The sequence below is a fragment of the Selenomonas sp. genome, from assembly GCF_052169755.1.
Classification (GTDB): Bacteria; Bacillota; Negativicutes; order Selenomonadales; family Selenomonadaceae; genus Selenomonas.
The window spans coordinates 14,216-37,378 of record NZ_JBQNBV010000005.1; the positions used below are offsets into that span (position 1 = coordinate 14,216).

Genomic DNA, 23,163 nt, shown 5'->3' on the forward strand with positions numbered 1-23,163 from the left:
GGTTGATGGAGAGGAAGATCCTCTTGAATCCGGGACCGGCAACGACGACGGATACGGTGAAGATGGCGCAGGTCGTGCCCGATATTTGCCCGCGCGAAGAGGCGTTCGGCGCTGTCATGCGCGAGGTGGCGGCGGATTTGCTGCGGGTTGTGCATGCCTCGCCTGAGCGCTTTTCGTGTGTGCTTTTTTGCGGCTCGGGCACGCTCAATATGGATGTTTGCCTGAACTCGCTCCTGCCTGCGGGGAAGAAAGCGCTCATCGTCAACAACGGCGCGTATTCGTCGCGTGCCGTTGCTATCTGCCGCGCGTATGGGCTTTCGCATATCGACCTGCGCTCTTCCGTGGAAGATGTGCCCGACCTTAAGACGGTCGAGCGCACGCTCGCGGCGGATCCCGACATTGCGCTCGTCTATACGACGCATCACGAGACTGGCACGGGCGTATTGAATCCCATCCGTGAGATCGGTGCGCTCGCACATGCGCATGGCGCAGCATTCGTCGTCGATACGACATCGACGTATGCGATGCTGCCCTTTTCCTTGGAAGAGTGCAATATCGACTTCTGCATGGCGTCGGCGCAGAAGGGTATACAGGCGATGACGGGGCTTTCGTTCATCATTGGCCGCACGGCGCTCATCGAGGCGTCGAAGGACTATCCTGTGCGCTCGTATTACTGCAATCTCTATCAACAGTACGCCTACTTCAAGAAGACGGGGCAGATGCAGTTCACGCCGCCCGTACAGACGATCTATGCGGCAAAGCAGGCGCTCAAGGAGTATTTTGATGAAGGAGAAGCAGCGAAAGCGGCGCGTCATGCACGCACAGCGGCGGCGATTCATCGCGGGCTTGCGGCGCTGGGGCTGAAAGAAGCGATCCGTCCGGAGATTCAGTCGGGGCTTGTTGTCTCCGTGCTTTATCCCGACGATGCGCGCTGGAATTTTGATCGTGTGCACGACGATTGCTATGCGCACGGTTTCACGATCTATCCGGGCAAGATGCAGGAAAAGGGCACGTTTCGGCTGTGTGCGCTCGGCGCGATCGACGAGACGGACATCGAGGCGTTTTTCCGTGTGTTGGGAGAAGCTCTTGCCGCACTGGGCATGGAGACGCCAAAAGGATGATGAAGGGACATGGGATGGATGGAAAGGACATGAGTCGCTGGCAGGAAATTTGGAACAAGAGAAATGTTCAGCTTGCAGGAATAGATCGCGCGGACAAGCGGGAGATGTTTATGGAACTTAAGCGCATCAACGGCTATGATGTTGTGGCTGGCGGCATTTCGTACGAGGCGTTGGTGAAGCAGTATGAAGAAACCAAGGCGGCGCTTCGTCTGCCTGAGAAGGGAAGCGTTTTCGAGGTCGGCTGCGGTGCGGGAGCCAATCTTTTGCTGTTTCAGCAGGACGGTTTTTCTGTCGGCGGCATAGACTATTCGGAACGGATGGTTTCTGTTTTGACAAATGTCCTCTGCGGGGGGGCGCTGAAGGAAGCCGTTTGTGCAGAAGCGAGGCAGCTGCCGCAGGAGGAGAAGTATGACGCGGTGTTTTCATCGAGTGTCTTTCACTACTTCGCCGATACGTCGTATGCACAAGAGGTCATGGAAGGAATGGTCGAAAAATCGCGCGGCAGCATCGCCGTCATCGAAGTGCATGACGCTGAGAAGCAGGACGATTTCTTCGCGTTGCGCCGGCAGATCGATCCTGACTATGACGTGCATTATCAAGGACTGGACAAACTTTTTTATGAGAAGCGTTTCTTTGAAAAATTTGCAGAGAAGCACGATCTTCGTGTTTCCTTCGAGCCGGTACGGATGGAGGGCTATTGGAATGCGCCCTTTCTTTATTCCGTATTTTTTTCTCGCGAGGAAACGCCGAAAGAATGAACGACAGGCAGAAGGAGGATTTTCATGCAGGCGACGGAGTTTTTGGAAATCACGGGCGCGGACTTTTTCGTTGGCGTGCCCGACTCACAGCTGCGCGCGCTTTGCGACGCCTTGATCGAGGAATACGGCAGCGAGGCGCCGCACGTCATCGCGGCGAACGAAGGCACGGCGGCGGGCATCGCGGCGGGGCATTACCTTGCGACGGGACGCTCGCCGCTCGTCTATTTGCAGAACAGCGGTGAGGGAAACATCGTCAACGCGCTCGCATCGCTGCTGCATGAGAAAGCATACGGCATCCCGCTGATCTTCGTCATCGGCTGGCGCGGTGAGCCGATGGTGAAGGATGAGCCGCAGCACGCTTATCAGGGCGAGGTGACGCTTCCTCTGCTTGACCTTATGCAGGTCGAGCATTTTGTGCTTTCCAAGGAAACGCAGAGCGAAGAAGTAAGAGCGGCGATGGCGCATTTCCGCCCCCTGCTGGAGGCGGGGCGCTCGGTCGCCTTCGTCGTTCGGAAGGGGGCGCTCACGCACGATACGAAGGTCACTTACAAGAATAGCTATGTGCTGCGCCGCGAGGAGGCGATTCAAACGATCCTCGAAGCCGCCGGTGCGGATGATGTGTTTGTTTCGACGACGGGCAAGGCGAGCCGTGAGCTTTTTGAGCTTAGGGAGGCGCGGGACGAGGGACACGCGCGGGATTTCCTGACGATCGGCTCGATGGGACACAGCTCTTCGATCGCGCTCGGTATCGCACTCGAAAAAAAGGAGCGGCGCACATGGTGCCTCGACGGCGACGGCGCTTTTCTCATGCACATGGGGGCGGCCGCCGTCATCGCTGCAGCGGCTCCGGCGAACTTTTGCCACATCGTTTTGAACAATGAGGCGCATGAGAGCGTCGGCGGTATGCCGACGGCGGCTTCTGTCGTTGATTTTCCGGCGTTGGCGCAGGCGCTCGGCTATGCGTCTGCGCGGCGAGTGTCGAGCCGTGAGGAGCTTGCCGCAGCCATAGCGGCGATGCGCGAGTCGTCGGGACCGCACTTTTTGGAGGTGCGCTGCGCCATCGGTTCGCGTGCCGATCTCGGTCGCCCGACGCTCTCTCCAAGTGCCAACAAGCTAGGAATGATGCGCTTTCTCGGTCTTTAATTGATAACAGATACTGCCCTGTAAACCCTTGACAAAGCGTGGGGTAATCGCTATGATAAATGAAGTGGTTGGCGTAAGAAAATACTGAAAAAAACAGGGTTTTCCGTCAACATTTTAAGCTTTAGGAGGATGAAAGAATATGGGTACGATTTTTTCTAAGAGCGATTTCTGGATTGGTCTTGCTGTCGGTGCTGTTGCAGGCGTCTTTGGCTATCGTTTCATGCAGGAGCGCGAGCAGCAAATGCTGGCGATTCAGCAGGGCGCTCCGGCGGCGCAGGTTCCGCTTGCCGAGCTTCAGCGTCAGAAGGAAGAGCTTGAAGATCTGATTGCTGCGCAGGAAGCCGGCGCGAACCAGTAAGGAAACATAAGAGGGGCTGCGGCAGGCAAATGCTCGTATCGTCATGGCATATTGCGTGCGCAGCCCTTTTCGTGTTTTGGTGTTGATAACGAATTGCATGGAGGATGATGTTATGGCAAAGGTTTCCTTAGGTCTGCCGCTGGCAGCGGCTGCCGTCGGTACGGTCGTGACCCTCTTTGTTCCGGCGAAGCGCCTGCATATCATCTGCGGTACGGCATGGGCGGCGCTCTCGCTCGTCCACGCTTGGCAGTATCGGAAAAAGCTCGCAAAGGATTTGTATAGAGCGCCGCTCGTATGCTGTCCGTGGCAGAGAACGCAGGGCGTTTTGCAAAGCGGACGGCAGAATGATGTGAAGCGGCATGTGCAGGCGGCACAAGGGAGGAGTTAAGTTTTTATGTCTTATATGTCTGGTTTGATGCTTGGCACAGCCATCGTCAGAGGACTCGGCAGTATGCTCTCGAGCGGCGCTTCCGCCGGCATGGGCGGCGGCATGGGCATGGGCGGCGGCATGGGCAGGAGCGCGGGAATGAGCGGGCTTTTGGGCATGGCGGCGACGGGCATGGCGTCCGGCATGGGTCGGGGCGGCATGGGCAGAAGTTCCGGCATGAGCGGATTTTTCGGCATGATGCCGTCGGGCATGAGCGGTCAGGTGAGCGGCATGTTCGGTCAAGGTGCAGGCAGAGGCCGCGGCAGGAACATGGAGCAGGAAGCGGCAGCTTTTACGTCTGCGCCGACGCCGTCTGTGCCGACCTTTGCGCTGAAAAGCTCGATCTTGGGACGCAGGCGCTACTATGCGGCGGCGCTGCAGGGCAACGAGGAGCTGGCGAAACTTTTGGAGAAGAATCTCAGCCGCATCGCGTTCATCGACTCCGTTAAGGCGTCGAGTGTGACGGGCAGTCTGCTCGTATGCTACACGGGCGATGAGGACGCTGTCGACCGCTTGATGGCGGATCTCGGAAAGCGCGTATTCGGTGCGGGGGCTTTGCAATCGGGTTTTAATTTGCCGCAGGGGCTTTCTTCACTGCTTCCTGCGGACACTTTGACGTCGCCGCTTGCCGCCGTCGGCACGAGCATCCGCCGCACGGTGGGCGCTGCGAATGCTTGGCTGCGTGAAAAGACGGGCGGCTGGCTCGATTTTCCGTCGGTATTCGCCATCGGCTTCATCACGCGAGGTCTGCGCAAGATTCTGCTCTACGAGCAGAGACCTTCGGGACCGCAGATGCTTTGGTGGGCGTTCTCAATCTTGAAAGGATGGAAGATGTTATGACGTATGGGACGTGCTCGCTCCGCTTGTCGGTGGATCTTGCACAGGATAAGCGTGCGCTGCTGAGCGCACAGATCCGCAGTATAAAAGGCGTCGTCGCCGCCTCGGCAGGCGACAAGGCGCTGACGATTTGGTACAAGGAGAGTCTGCCGCTCGCCCTCGTGCGTCGCCTCGTCAAGCGCATGGAAGAAGCGTGTGCGCCGAGCGATCCCGAGCTGGATATGGCGAGTTATCGGCGGGAGGCGATCTTCTCACTCGTGAGCTTCGCGGGCATGAAAGCGCTCGAAAAGTTGGCGCCCGAAGCCTTTGCCGGCATGAAGGTGTTTCGCAGCCTCCTCGTCTTGGCGATTGCGCGCAACTTCCTCAAGAACGGCATCGTGGGCTTGGTGAAAGATCGCCGACCGAACGCCGATACGCTGACGAGTACGGCGGTCATTGCGTCCGTGCTCGCCGGCAAGCCGGAGTCGAGTCTCACGCTTTTGACGCTGTCGAACGGCGCCGAGATGCTGACGGCTTATGCGGCGGAGCGTGCAAAGAAGCAGATCTCAGGTCTTTTGAACATGAATCAGCGCTTTGTCTGGCTTATCGACGGCGGCGTAGAACGCAAGGTCGCCGTCGAATCCGTGCAGGTCGGCGACCATATCGCGGCTCATGCGGGCGAGATGATCTGCGTTGACGGGCATGTCGTCAGAGGCAAGGCTTCCGTGAACCAAGCCTCGATCACAGGCGAGTCGAATCCTGCGATGAAGCGCAAGAAATCGCCGGTCTATGCGGGTTCTGTCATTGAGGTCGGCGAGATCGTCATCGAGGTGGAAAAGACGGGCAAGGACACGTCGCTGGCGCATATCGTCCACCTCGTTGAAGAGGCGCAGTCGAGACGTGCGCCCGTGCAGAACTTCGCCGACAACATGGCGAATATGCTCGTGCCGATCTCCTTCCTTGGCGCGGCAATCGTCTACGGTGCGACGCGCGATTGGCAGAGGGTCTTGAATCTCCTTTTCATCGACTTCTCGTGCGGCTTGAAGCTCTCGACGGCGACGGCGATCTCCGCATCCATCGCGGCGGCGGCGAAGAAGGGCATTCTTGTCAAAGGCGGCAACTACATGGAAGCGCTCGCCGAGACCGATACCGTCGTCCTCGACAAGACGGGCACGATCACGGTCGGCATCCCGCAGATCTCCTCCATCAAAACGGCAGAGGGCGTGACGGAGAAGGAAATGATCCTCTTGGCGGCGTCGGCAGAAATGCACTCCGTGCATCCCTTGGCGGTCGCCATTCAGAAGTACGTCAAGGACAACAGTTGGGAAGTGCCGCAGCATCGCTCGTCAAAGACGATCGTCGCGCGCGGTATGCAGGCGGTTGTTCCCGACTTCGACGGCTTCAAGGGCGGCGACGTACTCGTCGGCAGCTACAAGTTCATGAAGGAGCGCGGCGTGCAGGGGACGGGTGAGCTTGTCGTCGAGGATACGACGGAAAACCTCCTTTACATCGCGAGGAACGGCTCGCTCATGGGCATCATCGGCATCACCGATCCCGTGCGCCCGAAGATGAAGAAGACGCTGAACCAGATGCGTCGCTACGGCGTCGATGAGATCGTGATGCTCACGGGCGATTCAGAAAAAGTCGCCGACAACGTGGCGCGTCAGATGGACATCGACTCCTATCATGCCGAAGTCCTGCCCGAAGACAAGGCGAACTACGTCATGAAGCTCAAGGAGCGCGGCGGCAGGGTCATGATGGTCGGCGACGGCATCAACGATGCCCCCGCATTGGCGTTCGCCGATGTCGGTGTGACGCTCGGCGGCCGCCAGACGGATATTGCCGCCGAGTCGTCGGCGGTGACGATTCGCTCGGAAGATCCCGAAGGTCTTGTCGAAGCCTTGCAGCTCGGCAAGCGCACGATGGGGCTGATTCATCAGAACTTCCGCGCGACGATCCTCGTCAACTCCGCCGCGATGCTCTTGGGTGCGCTCGGCAAGATCAGCCCGCTGTGGGCGGCTGCCATTCACAACACGGCGACGCTCGCCGTCGTCTTGAACAGCGCACGCATTCTCTCGGCTGGCAAAAAGCCGATGAAGCGCGTCGGCTGAAATCGCATAAGAAAACAGGACGGCTGCATTTGTATTGTGCGGCTGTCCTGTTTTTTGCAGTATGTGTCTATGCTTTATGTACATGTGGCAATTGTGAAAAGAAAAAAATCATCTGTATAGGCTTGACAATTATTCTCAATTCCTTTATACTAATGGCGTAAGGTTGATTGATATTCATTTATTTGTATAAAAGAAAGGAAGAATAGTTATGAGCAGCGTGGTGATTCTCGGAGGGAACGAGTGTATGGAGTGCCGATATAGGGAGGCGTGCAAGAGCTGCGGCTTCAAGGCGAAGGTGTTCCCGAAGATGTGCCGCGACCTCAGACGCAAGATCGGCTCGCCCGACCTCATCATTCTCTTCACGAGTACGGCTTCGCATCAGCTTGCCATGCACGCGCAGGAAGAGGCGAAAAAGTGCAACGCAAAGATTGCGTTCTGCCACTCCGCAAGCATGGCGGCGCTGCAGAACGTCCTCGCTGAACATTCCGCGTGAGATGAATATGAGGTTGGCTATCATGAGACGATGTCGTGCAGAGACGTCTTGACGACTTTTCAAATCCGCAAAAGCGCAGGAGAGCGCTTCTGCGGATTTTTTCGTGTCGTGCGTTCTTCGTCGGCAGTTCCTCGGCAGCATCCGGCTGTGCGCCCGCCTATTTAGCCAATTCAAACAAGAAATTTGTACCGATTTGGCGTAATTTATTTTATTAGTAATTATTTATAATCGGGATGATTTTCCAATCTTTAGCAAAGAAAATGAGAATGTTTACAAATTAATAGAAAAAGTCTAAATGCTGTCGTATTTTCTTGACACACTGAAACATATAGGGTATCATTATCCCTGCGATGAAGCGGATTCAGTTTCATTGTCGTTCTCATTGAAAGGTTTTTTGCAGTAATTGGAGGTATGAAAGATGACGTTGAAAGACGGAAAGACGGGGATGTCTCTTCGCGTCGACAAAGTGGGAGATTCGGAGCTTAAGCAGCGTTTGATGACGATGGGGCTGATCCCGGGCACGCGCATCAAGGTACTGCCGTCGGCGCCGATGGGCGATCCGATGGCGATTGGTCTGCGCTCGTACAATCTGGCGCTTCGCCGCGCCGATGCGGAGAAGATCGAAGTGACCGAGATCAAGGAAGGAGCGGGAGCCTGATGAGCACCATGAGCGTCGCCTTGACGGGCAACCCGAATACAGGTAAATCAACGATATTTAACGAATTGACGGGTATGCGACAGAAGATCGGCAACTGGCCGGGCGTTACCGTCGATAAGAAGATGGGCGTCGTCAACTACAAAGATCGCGTGATCACGGTCGTCGATCTGCCCGGCACCTACAGCATCAATGCGCGTTCGGCGGAGGAGCAGGTCGTCATCGACTACTTCAAGACGACGATGCCCGACCTCGCCGTCGATGTCATTGACTCGTCGAACATCGAGCGCAACCTCTTCCTCACGGTGCAGCTCCTCGAAGAGGGCATTCCGCTCCTCATCGACCTCAACATGCAGGACGAGGCGGAGAGAAAGGGCATCCGCATCAATATCCAGAAGCTCGAAGAAGCTCTCGGTATGCCCGTCGTGCAGACGGTCGGCAGGAGCAAGAAGAGCATCCAGAAGCTCGTCGAAATCTTCACGACGACCGTCATGTCGAACTACCGTCCGAGCGCGATGGTCGAAGAGCATAAGGCGAAGGCGACGGAACTCAAGAAGAGCGGTCTTTCCGCCGAAGAGCTGGATGAAAAGCTCATCGAGCTGCGCTATGATCTCATCGACAAGATCATGAAGAAGGCAGTCGTCGTCGGAAACGTCGGCTTGTCGACCTCGGAGAAAATCGACCGCGTGCTTGCGAACGGCGTCTTGGCGCTGCCGATTCTTCTCGGCATCCTCTACCTGATGTTCTGTATTGCCTTCACATGGATCGGTCAGCCGCTCGCGGACGCCGTCGGCGACTGGATCGGGGGCGACTTCACCGACTGGATCAATGACGCGATGGAATCGGCGGGCGTCGCCGAGTGGCTGAAATCTCTGATTGCAGACGGCATCGTCGCGGGCGTTGGCAACGTCATCAACTTCGTGCCGCTCATTTTCACGCTGTTCTTCATGCTGTCCTTCCTCGACGGCACGGGATATATGGCGCGCGTCGCCTTCATCATGGATCCGATCATGCGCCGTGTCGGTCTCACGGGCAAGGGCATCATGCCGCTGATCGTCGGCTTCGGTTGCGGCGTGCCTTCGATCATGGGCGCGCGTGCGCTCGATTCGGAAAAGGACAGGCTCACGTCGATTCTCATCACGCCTTTTTTGACATGTTCGGCGAAGCTGCCGATCATGGCGCTCTTTGCTGCGATGTTCTTCCCCGATAATGCCGCGAACGTCGTCTTCTCGATGTACATCGTCGGCGTCGTCGTCGCCATCATCATGGCGAAGGTCTTGGGCATCACCGCGTTCAAGGATCAGGGATCGACGTTCCTCCTTGAGCTGCCGCCGTACCGTATGCCGGACATGAAGACGGTGCTTTTGGAGACTTGGGACAAGGGCAAGGGCTACCTGATCAAAGCCGGTACGATCATCTTCGCGATGAGCGTCGGCATCTGGTTCCTGTCGAACTATAATGCGGACGGCGCTACGGATGAGATGAGCGAATCCTTCCTCGCCTCGATCGGCGGCGGCATGAGCCATCTCTTCGCGCTGCACGGTTTTGAGACATGGGAGTCGGGCGCGGCTGTCGTCACGGGCATCATGGCGAAGGAATCCGTCGTTTCGACGCTCGGCATCCTCTATGGCGTCGGCGATATTTCGACCGAGGCGGAGGACGCCGCAGAGACAGCGACGCAGTTCGCCGGCTCGATGGGCACGGCGTTCACGGCAGCGTCGGCGCTCGCCTTCATGGTATTCTCGCAGCTCTATACGCCGTGCATGACGGCGCTTGGCACGATCAAGAAGGAGACCGGCAAATGGAGCTGGATGCTCTTCGCCGCCCTCTACACCTTCGGCGTCGCTTGGGTCGTCTCACTCCTCGTCTACTGGGGAGCCTGCGCCTTCGGCATGAACGGCTAGGGAAGCGATGGGCGAAAGCCGTCTGTGCTTCTCTGACTCCTGAAAGGAGATCTTCGTCATGGCAAGCATCATTGTCGGCGCAATTGTCGCCGTCTTGCTCTTCTTCGCTCTGCGCCATGTCTATCACAATGTGAAGGCGGGCAAGGAGGATTGCTGCGGCGGCAGCTGCAGCGGCGGCTGCGGTGGCTGCGGCGGGAGCTGCAGCGCGGAGCAGCAAAAATAAATCGCGACTCTTATCGTATGGGAGAAGCCCGACGTGCGTTTCTGCATGTCGGGCTTCTTTGTATGCGTATGTCTGGCCATGCCTAAAGTGCAGTCGGAACGAAAAACTGTCAAGAAGCGGGTCAAGTGATCCTGCCTCTGCCTATGGCGTTGATGGGCTGCTGGTCGGATGGCGTGCATAGCATCGCGAAAGCCGACGAATCTTTGACGAGGGCGTTTCTATGGCTATGTGTTGCAGATACAGAGATGCAATAGGATAATATGCTCATGCTAATGAAAGTATAAAAAGTACAAAAAGAGAAAATATTTATATTTTTATAAAAAAGCTTGCAAAGAAAGCATAAATGTGCTATCCTATTCTACATAGGAAATACAGCCTAAGAAAATATACAAGAGTCATACTTGTCCCGACATGTGTTGTAAGAAAATCGACAGATTTCTCGGGAATGTGTCTGTCTGGAAAGTCTTTCTTTACAAACATGAAATCTTTTGTATATGGCGGCTTGCATTTTTGCCGCCGGACCTCAGAGGTCAGTCCTCAATCTGGTACCTTCGCAGGGTGGGATATCCGCCGCTGCCGGGCGCGCTTCCTATGGTCGTTTGGGCAGAGCCGGAATATCTTTCTAGGGGCATTGTTCAGTACATCGGGCTCCGCAGGCTTTGTCGGACGAATCTTACTGTTGCTTCTTTCGCAGGGGATGTTCGTGATTTGCGTGGACTGCTGCAGCTCCCGTCGGAGAGAAGTGAACAGGATGCAGCTGAAAAGGCGTGACCTTTTTCGATCGGGGCGGGGCGCTCTGCCCCGGTTAGCTGCACTCGGCGTCCTTTTTGGACCTTTTTCATGAAGCTTCCTCCTGCCTCTTTCTTTGTCTTTGTAGATGGTTTATAATGGAGAAGGAAAGAGAGGAGGAGAGCATCATGAATCTGAGAAAGACGATGCTTATCGGCGCCGTTTTGCTGACGGTTCTCGCCGCTGCGGCGTACAGCCTGCAGGGGACGTTTGCCAGGCATACGGGCGGTCCGCGTGTACTTGTGGCATATTTTTCACATGCTGGTGAAAATTACGCCGTTGGTCGTGTCGAGAAGGGCAGTACAGCAGCGATGGCTGAGATGATCGCCGAAGAAACGGGCGGCGATCTTTTTGAAATTAAGCCGAAGAATGATTATCCCGAACGGCTCAAGGATGTTCTTGAGACCGCACGGCGGGAACAGAAGGAAAACGCGCGTCCGGAGCTTGCGGAAAATGTGAGGAATCTCGCGGACTACGATGTGATTTTTCTCGGCTATCCGGTTTGGTGCAGCGATATGCCGATGCCGGTTTATACATTTTTGGAAACCAACGATTTTAGCGGCAAGACGATCATACCGTTTGCAACGGCCTTGTCCGACAGCTTGACGGGCAATGAGAATAACATTCCGGATCATGCCAAAGGGGCGAAGGTTTTGAACGGCATCGGTCTGGAAGGAAAGTTTGTCCATGATACGCCCAGACTTGCCGCGCCGATGGTCAGTGAATGGCTGGAAAATGTCGGTTGGAAGGATGTTGGCAAGACGGTCGATTAGAAGTCTCGAAGGAAGAGTTATTTTTTCCTCTTAAACTACGATATATATGTATATGCCCGTCAAGGATGGGGCATTTTGAAGAGAAAGCTAGGAGGAATGAACATGGATGTAACAGCGATGAGCAAGATGGCGTATGCCATGAGCCAAAATGCAGCGAAGGCGTCGAACGGAGCGGAGCGTGTGCAGACGGCGCAGGGGGCGAAGCCTGCGGGTGCAGGCGCAGCGGAGCCCGCGGCAAAGGATGCAGGCGCCGCCTATGATGTGAAGATTTCCGACAGAGCGAAGCAGAAAGCCGCCGATGCGAAAGCCGCTGAAGAGCAGGAGCCGAAGAACGGCAAGGCGAAAGGCTTGACCGCCGATGAGGTCAAGGCGCTGCAGGCTGATATCGACAACAGCTACAATATCCTTATCAAGACGATGACGGAGCAGAATGCGAAGCTTCAGGCATGGCAGAAGGATGGCGTAGGTTTCTTGAATTTTGACGGCAGGAAGGTTTCGACGGCGCAGTTTGCGCTGCCCAATGTTGCGACGACGCCGGAAGAAGCCGCGAAAGCCGTCGCTGACGGCGGCGACTGGTCCGTGGGCGCTGTCGCCGACCGCATCATGAGCATGGCGACCTCGATTGCAGGCGACGATCCGAAGAAGCTCGAAGCCATGCGCACCGCCGTGCAGCAGGGCTTCAAGCAGGCGGGTATAGACTTCACGAAGATGACGGGCAAGAAGGATATGCCTGAGATCACGGGCAAGACCTACGACGAGATCATGGGACGCTTCGACAAGCTTGTGAAGAAGGACGACGCAGCAAAAGGCGCGGACAAGGTGCAGCAGACGCAGGACGCACAACAGAAGAAAGCGGCGGGCGCACAGCTCTAAATTGCAGAAGATCAAGCCGATATGCGGGATGGACACGCATATCGGCTTTTTGGTGTGCGCATACGTCTGTCTCTTCATGGACTTTTTCCATAAAAAATGCTATACTACTTTAGCTAGATATTATTTCGACTATATTTTGGGGTGAGAGTGTGGATTTTGGCGAGGGGAAGATCGTTCCTGTAAATCTCGCAAGTGAGATGAAGAATTCCTATATCGACTACGCTATGAGCGTCATCGTCGCCCGCGCCCTGCCGGATGTGCGCGACGGTCTGAAGCCTGTGCATCGCCGCATCCTTTACGCGATGCAGGAAGCGGGTATGGGGTCGGGCAAGCCGTACAAGAAGTCGGCGCGTATCGTCGGTGAAGTCCTCGGTAAGTACCACCCGCATGGCGACAGCTCTGTCTACGACGCTATCGTGCGCATGGCGCAGGACTTTTCCATGCGCTACATGCTCGCCGACGGGCATGGCAACTTCGGCTCGGTCGACGGTGATCCGGCGGCTGCCATGCGCTATACCGAGGTGCGCATGTCGAAGGTCGCGGAGCTTATGCTGCAGGACATTGACAAGGAGACGGTGGATTTTGCGCCGAACTACGACGAGTCCTTGAAGGAACCGACCGTGCTGCCGGCGAAGTTTCCGCAGCTTCTCGCGAACGGCACTTCGGGCATTGCCGTCGGCATGGCGACGAACATCCCGCCGCACAATATGCGCGAGGTCATCGACGGCACTTTGATGCTCATTGATCGTCCCGATACCACGGTCGAGGAACTCATGACGGTCATCAAGGGACCGGACTTCCCGACGGCGGGACTGATTCTCGGCACGGAGGGCATCCGTCAGGCGTATACGACGGGGCGCGGCGTCATCAAGCTTCGCGCGCGCGTACACATCGAGACGACGTCGAGCGGTCGCTCACGCATCATCGTGACGGAGCTGCCCTATCAGGTGAACAAGGCGCGTCTCGTCGAGAAGATCGCTGAGCTTGTGCGCGACAAGGCGATCGAGGGTGTCACGGCTTTGAACGACGAGTCCGACCGCAGCGGTATGCGCATCGTCATCGACGTGCGCCGTGACGCGAACGCCAATGTCATCTTGAATCAGCTCTACAAGCACACGCAGCTGCAGGACAGTTTCGGCGTCATCATGCTCGCGCTCGTCGACGGCAGCCCGCGCGTGCTCACCTTGAAAGAGGTGCTGCATTACTACATCAAGCACCAGCAGGACGTCATCACGCGGCGCACGAAGTATGAACTGGCGAAAGCCGAAGCCCGCGCCCATATCCTCGAAGGTCTGACCATCGCGCTCGACCATCTCGACGCCGTCATCACGACGATTCGCGAGAGCCGCACGGCGGACATCGCACGCGAGCGCCTCATGGAAGGTTTCAAGCTCAGCGAGAAGCAGGCGCAGGCGATCCTCGATTTGCGCCTGCAGCGTCTGACGGGATTGGAGCGCGAGAAGATCGAGGAAGAGTACCAGGAGGTCTTGAAGATGATCGACTGGCTCAAATCCGTCCTCGCCGATGAGGGCAAGATCGACAAGATCATCAAGGACGAGCTTCTTGCCGTGCGTGAGAAGTACGGCGACGACCGCCGCACGGAGATCACGATCGACACATCCGAGATCAACGTCGAGGATCTCATCGCGCAGGAAGACGTCGTCATCACGCTCACGCACAACAACTACATCAAGCGTATGCCGCTCGACACCTATCGCCGCCAGAAGCGCGGCGGCGTGGGTGTGACAGGCATGGGCACGAAGGAAGCCGACTTCGTCGAGAATATCCTCGTGACGACGACGCATCACACGATCCTATTCTTCACGAACCGTGGGCGTGTCCATTGTCTCAAGGCGTACGAGATCAACGAAGCGAGCCGACAGGCGAAGGGCACGGCGATCATCAACCTGCTGCAGCTGGAGAGTGAGGAGAAGATCACGGCGGTCATTCAGGTCAAGGAGTTCCTGCCTGAACGCTACCTCTTTATGGCGACGAAGAAGGGCATTGTGAAAAAGACGAGCCTTTCCGAATTCCAAGCGATCCGCAGGGGCGGTCTCAATGCGATCAACCTCGACGAGGACGACGACCTCATCGGCGTAAAGTTCACGGACGGCACGAAGCAGGTCATTCTCGGCACGGCGAGCGGCATGGCGGTCGCTTTCACCGAAGACGATGTGCGCTCGATGGGACGCATGGCGCGCGGCGTCAAAGGCATCAACCTGAAGGCGGGCGATGTGGTCGTCGGCATGGACAACCTCGCGCGAAATGCGGAGGTCTTGACCATCACGGCGGACGGCTATGGCAAGCGCACGGAGACGAGTGAATATCGCCTGCAGACGCGCGGCGGCAAGGGTCTCATCAACATGAAGGTCACGGAAAAGACCGGCTCCGTCGTTGGACTCAAGGTCGTGCGTCCGGGGCAGGAACTGATCCTCATCACGACGGATGGCATCGTCATTCGCACGAAAGTGGATGAGATCTCTGTCATCAGCCGCAATACGCAGGGCGTCAAGATCATACGCCTCGGCGAAGGCGACAAGGTGGCGTCGTTCGCTGCGATGGAGCAGAAGAACAACTGAGATGGGAAAGTCGATTACGCTTGCCGGAGTTTCTGTCGAGCTTGAACGAAAGCCCATCAAGAATATTTACCTGCGCGTTCTGTCCCCCGATGGCAGAATACACTTGAGCGCGCCGAAGCGTGCGACGCTCGCCGAACTCGTGCGCTTTGTCGCCAAGCATACGGCATGGATCGAGGAAAAGCAGGCGAAGATCGCTGTATATTCGGAGACTGCTGCTCGCCGCTTTTTGAGCGGCGAGCGTTTCTACGTCTGGGGAGAGCCGCTGCGGCTCGCGGTGAAATTCGGACGCGCGTCGAACTTCGTCCTGCGCGACGGCAGCCGGCTCATCTTGAGCGTCAAAGCGCGGGAAGCCGAGAGCAGACCCGCCGAGCGCGAAGCGATTCTCAACGAATGGTATCGCCGCGAACTCGCACGCGCCGTGCCGCCTCTTTTGGCGCGTGCCGAGACGGTCGTCGGCAAGAGCGCTGCTGAATGGCGCATCAAGAACATGAAAACGAAGTGGGGAACATGCAGCATCCATGCGCGTCGTATATGGCTGAACCTGCAGCTTGCCAAGTATCCGCTCAGCTGTCTGGAATATATCATCATCCATGAGCTTACGCACCTTTGGGAACGATATCACAATGCGCACTTCAAGAGCCTCATGGACGAGTTTTGTCCCGATTGGCGTGAGCGGAAAAAACTCGTCAATACGCCGCTTGTATGAAAAATGAGGAAGAGCCGCCTGCCGTTTGTACGGTGAGGCGGCTCTTTGCAGCATTTCTTAGGCGTAATACATGCTCGCGTTGATGGATGCGGCGAGGTCGAGTTTGTCCTTGAGCTTGAGCTTCTTCGGCTCGTTCTCATAGTAGGTGATGCGGCGTTTGATGAACTGCGTGTCGATGTTGCCGGTGCGGAAGTAACTGTCCTCAAGGATCTTCTGGTGCAGAGCGATCGTCGTCTTGACGCCTTCGATGCGGAATTCACTCAGGGCGCGTTCCATGATTTTGATAGCGTCGCCGCGCGTTCTGCCGTGGACGATGACCTTGGCGATGAGCGAGTCGTACCACGGCTCAATCGTCAGTCCCGTCGTCACGCCGCTGTCGAAGCGCACGCGCGGACCGCTCGGCTCGTGCATGAAAGTGATGAGCCCCGGAGACGGCAGGAAGTTGTTGTCGGGATCTTCCGCATTGATGCGGCACTCGATGGCATGACCGCGGATCTTGATGTTTTTCTGCATGAGTCCTAAAGGCTCGCCGTCGGCGATTTGGATCTGGCGGCGCACGATGTCAACGCCCGTGACGGCTTCTGTGATGGCGTGCTCGACTTGGATGCGCGGGTTGATTTCCATGAAGTAGAATTCGTTGTTAGCGAGATCCAAGAGAAATTCGACCGTACCGGCGTTTGAGTAGTGGACGCTCTTCGCCGCCTTGATGGCGAGACGGCCGATCTCAAGGCGCATTTCCTCTGTGAGCGCGATGGACGGCGACTCTTCGAGGAGCTTTTGATTGCGGCGCTGCAGCGAGCATTCGCGTTCGCCGAGGAAGAGCACCGTGCCGTAGTTGTCGGCGAGGATCTGCGCTTCGATGTGACGCGAGTGCTCGATATAGTGCTCGAAGTAATGGACGACTTTCTTGAGATCGACGAGCTGCAAGATGTTTTTGAGATCTTCTTCCGTATAGGCGACGAACATGCCTTTGCCGCCGCCGCCGGATACGGGCTTCAAGATAACGGGGTAGCCGACTTCCGCCGCTGCCTTCAAGGCCATCTCGTTGTTTTCGAGCGGGGCGCTGCCTTTTGACATCGGGATGCCCGACGGCGCTATGGCGGCACGCGCTGCGTCCTTGTCGCCGACGAGACGCAGGGTTTCAGCCAGGGGGCCGATCCAGACGATGCCTGCCTTTGTGACCATATCGGCGAAGTCGGCGTCTTCGGAGAGGAAGCCGTAGCCCGGATGGATGGCTTCGGACTTCGTCTTGATCGCTGCTTCAAGCACGGCTTCTTTATTCAGATAGCTTTCTGCCGCATCGGCGGGGCCGACGCGGTAGGTAAGGTCGGCGAGCTGAACATGCAGAGCGTTCTTATCGGCGTCAGAGTAGATGGCTACCGCCTCGATGCCGAGTTCTTGACAGGCGCGAATGACACGGACAGCGATTTCGCCGCGGTTGGCGATGAGGATCCTTTTGAACATAAGTGCAGCCTCCTGTTCAGTGCTTGGATGCGTATATTCCAAACGATAACTTTTGCTTATCGACGATAGCTTATATCTATCGTGACAGACATATTCTAGCACGGGGGACAAGCTTTTTCAATGAAAAGAAGCGTGGTTCTTATGGATTTTCATGTGTATTTTTCATATTGTATATTATTGAAGAATATTTTGAAGTTTTAAGAAGCGCTGCTAAAACGAAGTCGCTCGGATGTGTGAAGATGAGGGATCGAATTTGTCAGGGCGCTCCTTAGCCGCGTGTTCGTAAATTCTCGGCTTTAGGGGATTGAGACGGAGCATATCTTTCTGCTACAATATGTTCAAGGAAAGCGAGGAGGAGCAAATGACGGACATTGTGGCGGAGAAGCTCAAGCTGCTGCCGGATTCGCCGGGCGTTTACATCATGAAGGACGCGAAGGGGCGCATCATCTATGTCGGCAAGGCGGTCGTCTTGAAGAATCGCGTGCGGCAGTACTTCCAGAGCGGTAAGCATCAAGCGCCGAAGGTGCGTGCTATGGTGGCGAAAATCGCCGATTTTGAAACGATCCTCACACATTCGGAGGTCGAAGCGCTGATTTTGGAATGCAATCTCATCAAGAAGCATCGCCCGCGCTATAATGTCAGTCTCAAGGACGACAAGAGCTACCCCTATCTCAAGGTCACGTTTGCCGACGAGTATCCGCGCGTCGTGGTCACACGGCGCGTCACAAAGGATGGCTCGCGCTACTTCGGTCCCTATACCTCGGCGGGCGCGATGCACGAGAGCGTCAAGCTCCTGCGGCGGCTCTTCCCGCTGCGCACCTGCAAGAATATGAAGGTCGAGCGTCCGTGCTTGGAGTACCATATCAAGCGCTGCCTTGCGCCGTGCTGTGAGCCGGTGGACAAAGATGAGTACGGTGCGATGATTCGTGAGGTCTGCCTTTTCCTCGAAGGGCGGACAGAGCAGGTGGAAAAGGAACTGTCGCGCCGCATGACGGATGCGGCGGACGATTACGACTTCGAGCGTGCGGCGCGTCTGCGCGATCAGCTTGCCGCCGTGCGCAAGGTAGCGGAGAAGCAGAATATCGTGACGGGGTCGGGCGATCAGGATGCCGTCGGTATGGCGCGATCAGGGCTGGGTGCTGTCGTCATGGTATTCCTCATTCGCGCGGGCAAGATGGTCGGGCGCGAGCATTTCCTGCTTTCGGGCAGCGAGGAGGAAACGGACGAGGCGCTGCTCTCGGCATTTTTGAAGCAGTACTATCACCGCGCGGCGTTCGTACCGCGTGAGATTTTGCTGCCGTTTCCCATTGAGGAGACGGAGCTGTTGGAGAGTTGGCTCGCCGAGCGCAAGGGCGCAAAGGTGGCGCTCGCTGTGCCGCAGCGCGGCACGAAGCACGACGTCGTCGAGATGGTACGCTCCAATGCCGAAAAGTTTCTCGCGGACGAGGCGGCGCGCATCGAGCAGGCGAACGATCAGACGCTCGGCGCGGTTCGAGAGCTTGGACGCTACCTCGGTCTCAAGGAAGAGCCGATGCGTATGGAGTGCTTCGACATCTCGCACAACCAAGGATCGGAGACGGTCGCCTCGATGGTCGTCTTTGAGGGCGGCTTGCCGAAGAAGTCCGACTATCGGCGCTTCAAGATCCGAAGCGCCGAGGGAAAGCCCGACGATTTTCTCTCGATGCGCGAGGTGACGGAAAGGCGCTATGCCAAGCTCAGAGAAGACGAGCTTCCCGACCTCATCATCATCGACGGCGGCAAGGGACAGCTTTCGTCCGCGCTGGAGATCATTCGCGGCGCGGGGCATCTCGATGTGCCCGTCGTCGGGCTTGCCAAGCAGTTCGAGTACATCTTCACCGAGGGCAGTTCCGATCCCGTGATCCTGCCGCGCCGCAGCCAGGCGCTCTACCTCATCGAGCGCATCCGCGACGAGGCGCACCGCTTCGCCATCACTTACCACCGCAAACTGCGCGGCAAGCGCAACCTCGTCTCCGTGCTCGACCATATCGCGGGCATCGGCCCCAAGCGGCGCAAGGCGCTCTGGAATCACTTCGGCACGATCGCGAAGATCAAGACGGCGAGTGTCGAGGAGCTTGCTGCCGTCGACGGTATGACGCTTCCCGCAGCCGAAGCCGTGAAGAACTTTTTCTTAGCGCAGGAGAAGATGCTTGCGGGAGAGGAATAGCAAGTTTCCATGCGGGAAAGGCATGATTTAGACAGTCTTTACAGGCTGTCTTTTTTTGTGCGTGAAACACGATGCTTTTCCGCGCAGCGTGCGAAGAGCATCGTGTGATAATCGGATTCGATCTGCCCAAGGCGCTGTGCGGCATTTTTTATTCCTTCTCACGGGGGAGTTCAAACTTGCAGAAAGAATCGTCATTTTATATAATATACAAATAGACGACAGTCAACCGAAGGAGGAGATCATACTTTTATGGATAGAGAAGAAGCCTTGGCAAATGCCTTGAAGCATATAGAGAAAGAATTCGGCAAAGGTTCGATCATGCGCCTGGGCGAAGCCTCGGCAAACATGAATGTGGAGACGATTCCAACGGGCATTCTGCCTTTGGATGTCGCGCTTGGCGTCGGCGGTGTGCCGCGCGGACGCATTGTTGAAGTTTACGGTCCGGAAAGCTCCGGTAAAACGACGGTCACGCTGCACATGATCGCTGAAGCACAGAAAGGAAAGGGCGTCGCGGCGTTCATCGACGCAGAGCACGCGCTCGATCCCGTCTATGCGAAGAAGCTCGGCGTCAATATCGACGAGCTTCTGATATCGCAGCCCGATACGGGCGAGCAGGCGCTCGACATCGTCGACGCCCTTGTGCGCAGCGGCGCACTTGATCTCATCGTCGTCGACTCCGTCGCGGCGCTCGTGCCGAAAGCAGAGATCGACGGCGATATGGGCGATCAGGCGGTCGGTATGCACGCGCGTCTCATGAGCCGTGCCATGCGGAAGCTCACGGGCTTCATCAGCAAATCGCGCACGGTCGTTGTATTCATCAACCAGATTCGCGAGAAGGTCGGCGTCATGTTCGGCAGTCCCGAGACGACGACGGGCGGCCGCGCTTTGAAGTTCTACTCGACCGTGCGTCTTGATGTGCGCAAGACGGACAAGATCATGCAGGGGCAGGAGATGATCGGCAACCGCACGCGGATCAAGGTCGTCAAGAACAAGGTCGCGCCGCCGTTCAAGATCGCGGAGTTCGACATCATGTACGGCGAGGGCGTTTCGCGTGTCGGTACGGTACTCGACATCGCGACGGATTTCGACATCATCGTAAAGAGCGGCTCGTGGTATTCCTACGACGGTTCGCGTCTCGGGCAGGGTAAGGAAAATGTGAAAAAAGCGCTGCGGGAAAAGCCCGAGCTTGCCGCTGAAATCGAAGAAAAGGTGCGCGTCAAGCTCATGGAGCAGGCGACGGCAGCGAAAGAGGGGGAGGTAGAGCGTGTCCCCGACGAGGAGAACGAGCGCGGAGCCGCAGGAAAGCAGCGGGAAGCGGCAGCGGACGAAGATTGAGAAAACGGCTCTGATGAAGGCGGTCGATCTCCTCGCACGCGCCGAGCACAGCACGGCGCATCTTGCGCGAAAGCTCGCACAGCGCGGCTACGAGGAAGAGGAAATTCAAGCGGCTCTGTCGACTCTGACAGAACGCGGCTACCTCGACGACGAAGAAGCCTGCCGTCATCAGTTTACGTTTCTTTACGAGGAAAGCCGGCAAAGCGTGCGCCAGATCACAGCGAAACTCATGCAGAAGGGATTTCCTTCGTCACTCATCGCTGATTGTGTGCCGGATGATACATTTGAGCGCGAGAGGGATGCGGCGGGGCGATGCCTTGCCGTGCATTTCAAGAAGAGCGCAGAGCCGCAGAAGATGCTGCAGCATCTCTATCGGCGCGGCTTCTCGACCACCGTCTGCCGCGCCGCCGTTGCTGCTTTTGGAGAAGATTGAAGGAGGACTTGCCTTGCAGAAGGATAGCCATGAATTGATACTCGTACTGGACTTTGGCGGTCAGTACAACCAACTGATCGCACGTCGCGTGCGCGAGTGCAGTGTCTACTGCGAGGTGCATCCGCATACGCTTCCTTTGGCAGAGATTCGTGCGCTCGCGCCCAAGGCGATCATCTTCACAGGCGGTCCCGAGAGCGTCTACAAGGAGGATTCTGCGACGTACAGCGAAGAAATTTTCTCGCTCGGCATTCCCATCCTCGGAATTTGCTACGGCTCGCAGCTCATGGCGCACAAGCTCGGCGGCAAGGTCAAGACGGCGCCCGTCAGCGAATACGGCAGGACGGAGCTTGCGGTCACGGACGAGGCGTCCCTTCTCTTTGCCGATGTGCCGCAAAAGATCATCTGTTGGATGAGCCATACCGACTATATCGCCGAAGCACCGAAGGGCTTTCGTGTGGCGGCAAAGACGGCAGACTGCCCCGTAGCGGCGATGGAAGATGCAGCGCAGAAGCTCTATGCCGTGCAGTTTCACCCCGAAGTCATGCACACGGAATACGGCGCGAAGATCCTCGAAAACTTCGTGCGCCGCATCGCGCTCTGTAAGGGGGATTGGCAGATGTCCTCTTTTGTCAAGAGGACGGTCGAAGCCCTGCGCGAAAAGATCGGCACGGGCAAGGCGCTCTGCGCCCTCTCGGGCGGCGTCGATTCATCCGTGGCGGCGGTGCTGCTCTCCAAGGCGATCGGCAAGCAGCTCACCTGTGTATTTGTCGATCACGGTCTTTTGCGAAAGGACGAAGGGAATGAAGTCGAGGCTGTATTTGGCGCCGATGGTCCGTACGATTTGAACTTCATCCGCGTCGATGCCAGGGAGCGCTTCTACGAAAAACTCAAGGGCGTGACCGAGCCGGAGAAGAAGCGCAAGATCATCGGCGAAGAATTCATCCGTGTCTTTGAAGCTGAAGCGAAGAAGATCGGCAAGGTCGATTTCCTCGTGCAGGGGACGATCTATCCCGATGTCATAGAGAGCGGTCTCGGAAAATCCGCCGTCATCAAGAGCCACCATAACGTCGGCGGTCTGCCCGACTGCGTCGACTTCAAGGAGATCGTCGAGCCTCTGCGCCTCTTGTTCAAGGATGAAGTGCGAAAAGCGGGCAGAGAGCTTGGCATTCCCGAACACCTCGTCAATCGCCAGCCGTTCCCGGGACCCGGTCTCGGCATCCGCATCATCGGCGAGGTCACGGCGGAGAAGGTCAAGATCGTCCAAGAAGCCGACGCCATCTATCGCGAAGAGATCGCCAAAGCCGGGGCGGACAAGACGCTCGGTCAATACTTCGCCGCGCTCACAAACATGCGAAGCGTCGGCGTCATGGGCGACGGCAGGACATACGACCACGCCATCGCACTCCGAGCCGTCCTCACAAGCGACTTCATGACGGCAGAGAGCGCCCCTCTGCCGTGGGAAGTCCTGCGAAAGGTTACGACCCGCATCGTCAACGAAGTCAAAGGCGTCAACCGCGTACTCTACGACTGCACCGGCAAGCCGCCGGGGACGATTGAGTTTGAATGAAATGTTAAAACTGTTGAGCATAATATTGATATAATTTAAGGAGGAAATTATGGATATAAATACTTTAAAAACTAAGCTGCAAGAAAATGATTTAGAATTCAATCTGTTTTTTACCAGAAAATTAAGAAATGGAAACTATGTGAGCTTTTCGCCTAACATTGATGCACAAATCTATGACGATTTAATTAGTTTAATAATAGATTACATTGATAAATTTGCAGATAAGTTGAGTGTAGATTATAATCCAACAGGGTACAGAGATGAGACTATAGAAAGTTGTAAAACTTCCTATATACGTGATTATTGTAGGGTTTTAGAAAGTTTTAATAATTCAGATCATGTTGAAACAGAAATAGATCCTGACAATTATAGTTTTTATACTTTTGAGATAACTAAAAATGATGATCAATTTCCCAATATAAAAATATTTAGAAGAGTAACCAAATTTAA

21 protein-coding genes are annotated in these 23,163 nt (G+C 56.4%); 20 read left to right on the top strand and 1 reads right to left on the bottom strand.

Translation table 11 applies throughout. The annotated features are described in order from the left end of the window. Positions 1–5: 5 nt before the first annotated feature. The 15 genes from ACTTKG_RS00905 (at position 6) to ACTTKG_RS00975 (ending at position 15,729) form a co-directional block, all read left to right on the top strand. Entirely contained in the window at positions 6–1,121 is a 1,116-nt protein-coding gene (locus ACTTKG_RS00905; RefSeq protein ID WP_442672397.1) for a 2-aminoethylphosphonate aminotransferase, read from the top strand. Next, the gene (locus ACTTKG_RS00910) at positions 1,118–1,879 is read left to right on the top strand and encodes a class I SAM-dependent methyltransferase (protein ID WP_442672377.1); all 762 of its coding nucleotides are present in this window, start codon (positions 1,118–1,120) and stop codon (positions 1,877–1,879) included. The genes ACTTKG_RS00905 and ACTTKG_RS00910 overlap by 4 nt, the downstream gene beginning before the upstream one ends. 24 nt (positions 1,880–1,903) lie before the next feature. Continuing rightward, positions 1,904–3,022 (top strand): phosphonopyruvate decarboxylase, encoded by a 1,119-nt coding sequence (gene aepY, locus ACTTKG_RS00915; protein ID WP_442672378.1) that lies wholly within the window; start codon positions 1,904–1,906, stop codon positions 3,020–3,022. Between the two features lie 148 nt (positions 3,023–3,170). Further along, positions 3,171–3,380, top strand: a complete 210-nt coding sequence (locus tag ACTTKG_RS00920) for a hypothetical protein (protein ID WP_442672398.1) — start codon at positions 3,171–3,173, stop codon at positions 3,378–3,380. Positions 3,381–3,492: 112 nt separating this feature from the next. Then, positions 3,493–3,768, top strand: a complete 276-nt coding sequence (locus ACTTKG_RS00925) for a hypothetical protein (RefSeq protein ID WP_442672379.1) — start codon at positions 3,493–3,495, stop codon at positions 3,766–3,768. Between the two features lie 6 nt (positions 3,769–3,774). Further along, positions 3,775–4,647, top strand: a complete 873-nt coding sequence (locus ACTTKG_RS00930; RefSeq protein ID WP_442672380.1) for an HMA2 domain-containing protein — start codon at positions 3,775–3,777, stop codon at positions 4,645–4,647. After that, positions 4,644–6,734: a heavy metal translocating P-type ATPase gene (locus ACTTKG_RS00935; protein WP_442672381.1), complete on the top strand. Its 2,091-nt coding sequence runs from the start codon at positions 4,644–4,646 to the stop codon at positions 6,732–6,734. The genes ACTTKG_RS00930 and ACTTKG_RS00935 overlap by 4 nt, the downstream gene beginning before the upstream one ends. Positions 6,735–6,942: 208 nt before the next feature. Then, the gene (locus ACTTKG_RS00940; protein ID WP_037369648.1) at positions 6,943–7,227 is read left to right on the top strand and encodes a DUF2325 domain-containing protein; all 285 of its coding nucleotides are present in this window, start codon (positions 6,943–6,945) and stop codon (positions 7,225–7,227) included. A 418-nt stretch (positions 7,228–7,645) separates the two neighbouring features. Continuing rightward, positions 7,646–7,885 (top strand): FeoA family protein, encoded by a 240-nt coding sequence (locus ACTTKG_RS00945; protein ID WP_009645483.1) that lies wholly within the window; start codon positions 7,646–7,648, stop codon positions 7,883–7,885. Beyond that, complete coding sequence (gene feoB, locus ACTTKG_RS00950; protein ID WP_442672382.1) at positions 7,885–9,786, top strand: ferrous iron transport protein B; 1,902 nt, start codon at positions 7,885–7,887, stop codon at positions 9,784–9,786. Before ACTTKG_RS00945 ends, feoB begins: the two co-directional genes overlap by 1 nt. Positions 9,787–9,844: 58 nt before the next feature. Continuing rightward, positions 9,845–10,009, top strand: coding sequence for a FeoB-associated Cys-rich membrane protein (locus ACTTKG_RS00955; protein WP_442672383.1), 165 nt, complete (start codon positions 9,845–9,847; stop codon positions 10,007–10,009). Positions 10,010–10,926: 917 nt separating this feature from the next. After that, a complete protein-coding gene (locus ACTTKG_RS00960) occupies positions 10,927–11,571 on the top strand; it encodes a flavodoxin (protein ID WP_442672384.1) in 645 nt (214 codons plus the stop codon). Between the two features lie 102 nt (positions 11,572–11,673). Beyond that, on the top strand, positions 11,674–12,444 hold the full coding sequence (locus ACTTKG_RS00965; protein ID WP_442672385.1) for a hypothetical protein: 771 nt from the start codon (positions 11,674–11,676) through the stop codon (positions 12,442–12,444). Positions 12,445–12,593: 149 nt separating this feature from the next. Further along, positions 12,594–15,023 carry a DNA gyrase subunit A gene (gyrA, locus tag ACTTKG_RS00970; RefSeq protein WP_442672386.1) on the top strand — a complete coding sequence of 810 codons (2,430 nt, stop codon included), beginning with the start codon at positions 12,594–12,596 and terminating at the stop codon, positions 15,021–15,023. Between the two features lies 1 nt (position 15,024). Beyond that, a complete protein-coding gene (locus ACTTKG_RS00975) occupies positions 15,025–15,729 on the top strand; it encodes a M48 family metallopeptidase (protein ID WP_442672387.1) in 705 nt (234 codons plus the stop codon). A 57-nt stretch (positions 15,730–15,786) separates the two neighbouring features. Here the strand turns inward: ACTTKG_RS00975 and ACTTKG_RS00980 are convergent, their stop codons facing one another. Continuing rightward, positions 15,787–17,193: an acetyl-CoA carboxylase biotin carboxylase subunit gene (locus ACTTKG_RS00980; RefSeq protein WP_442672388.1), complete on the bottom strand. Its 1,407-nt coding sequence runs from the start codon at positions 17,191–17,193 to the stop codon at positions 15,787–15,789. Positions 17,194–17,554: 361 nt separating this feature from the next. Here ACTTKG_RS00980 and uvrC point away from each other — a divergent pair, with 361 nt between their 5' ends. The 5 genes from uvrC to ACTTKG_RS01005 all read left to right on the top strand — a co-directional run. Further along, complete coding sequence (gene uvrC, locus ACTTKG_RS00985) at positions 17,555–19,378, top strand: excinuclease ABC subunit UvrC (protein ID WP_442672389.1); 1,824 nt, start codon at positions 17,555–17,557, stop codon at positions 19,376–19,378. A 249-nt stretch (positions 19,379–19,627) separates the two neighbouring features. Next, positions 19,628–20,713, top strand: a complete 1,086-nt coding sequence (gene recA, locus ACTTKG_RS00990; RefSeq protein ID WP_442672390.1) for a recombinase RecA — start codon at positions 19,628–19,630, stop codon at positions 20,711–20,713. After that, positions 20,643–21,146 carry a regulatory protein RecX gene (locus tag ACTTKG_RS00995; RefSeq protein WP_442672391.1) on the top strand — a complete coding sequence of 168 codons (504 nt, stop codon included), beginning with the start codon at positions 20,643–20,645 and terminating at the stop codon, positions 21,144–21,146. The genes recA and ACTTKG_RS00995 overlap by 71 nt, the downstream gene beginning before the upstream one ends. 13 nt (positions 21,147–21,159) lie before the next feature. Beyond that, complete coding sequence (gene guaA, locus ACTTKG_RS01000; protein WP_442672392.1) at positions 21,160–22,713, top strand: glutamine-hydrolyzing GMP synthase; 1,554 nt, start codon at positions 21,160–21,162, stop codon at positions 22,711–22,713. A gap of 49 nt (positions 22,714–22,762) precedes the next feature. After that, positions 22,763–23,163 (top strand): hypothetical protein (locus tag ACTTKG_RS01005; RefSeq protein WP_442672393.1); only part of this gene is annotated, 401 nt, incomplete at its 3' end.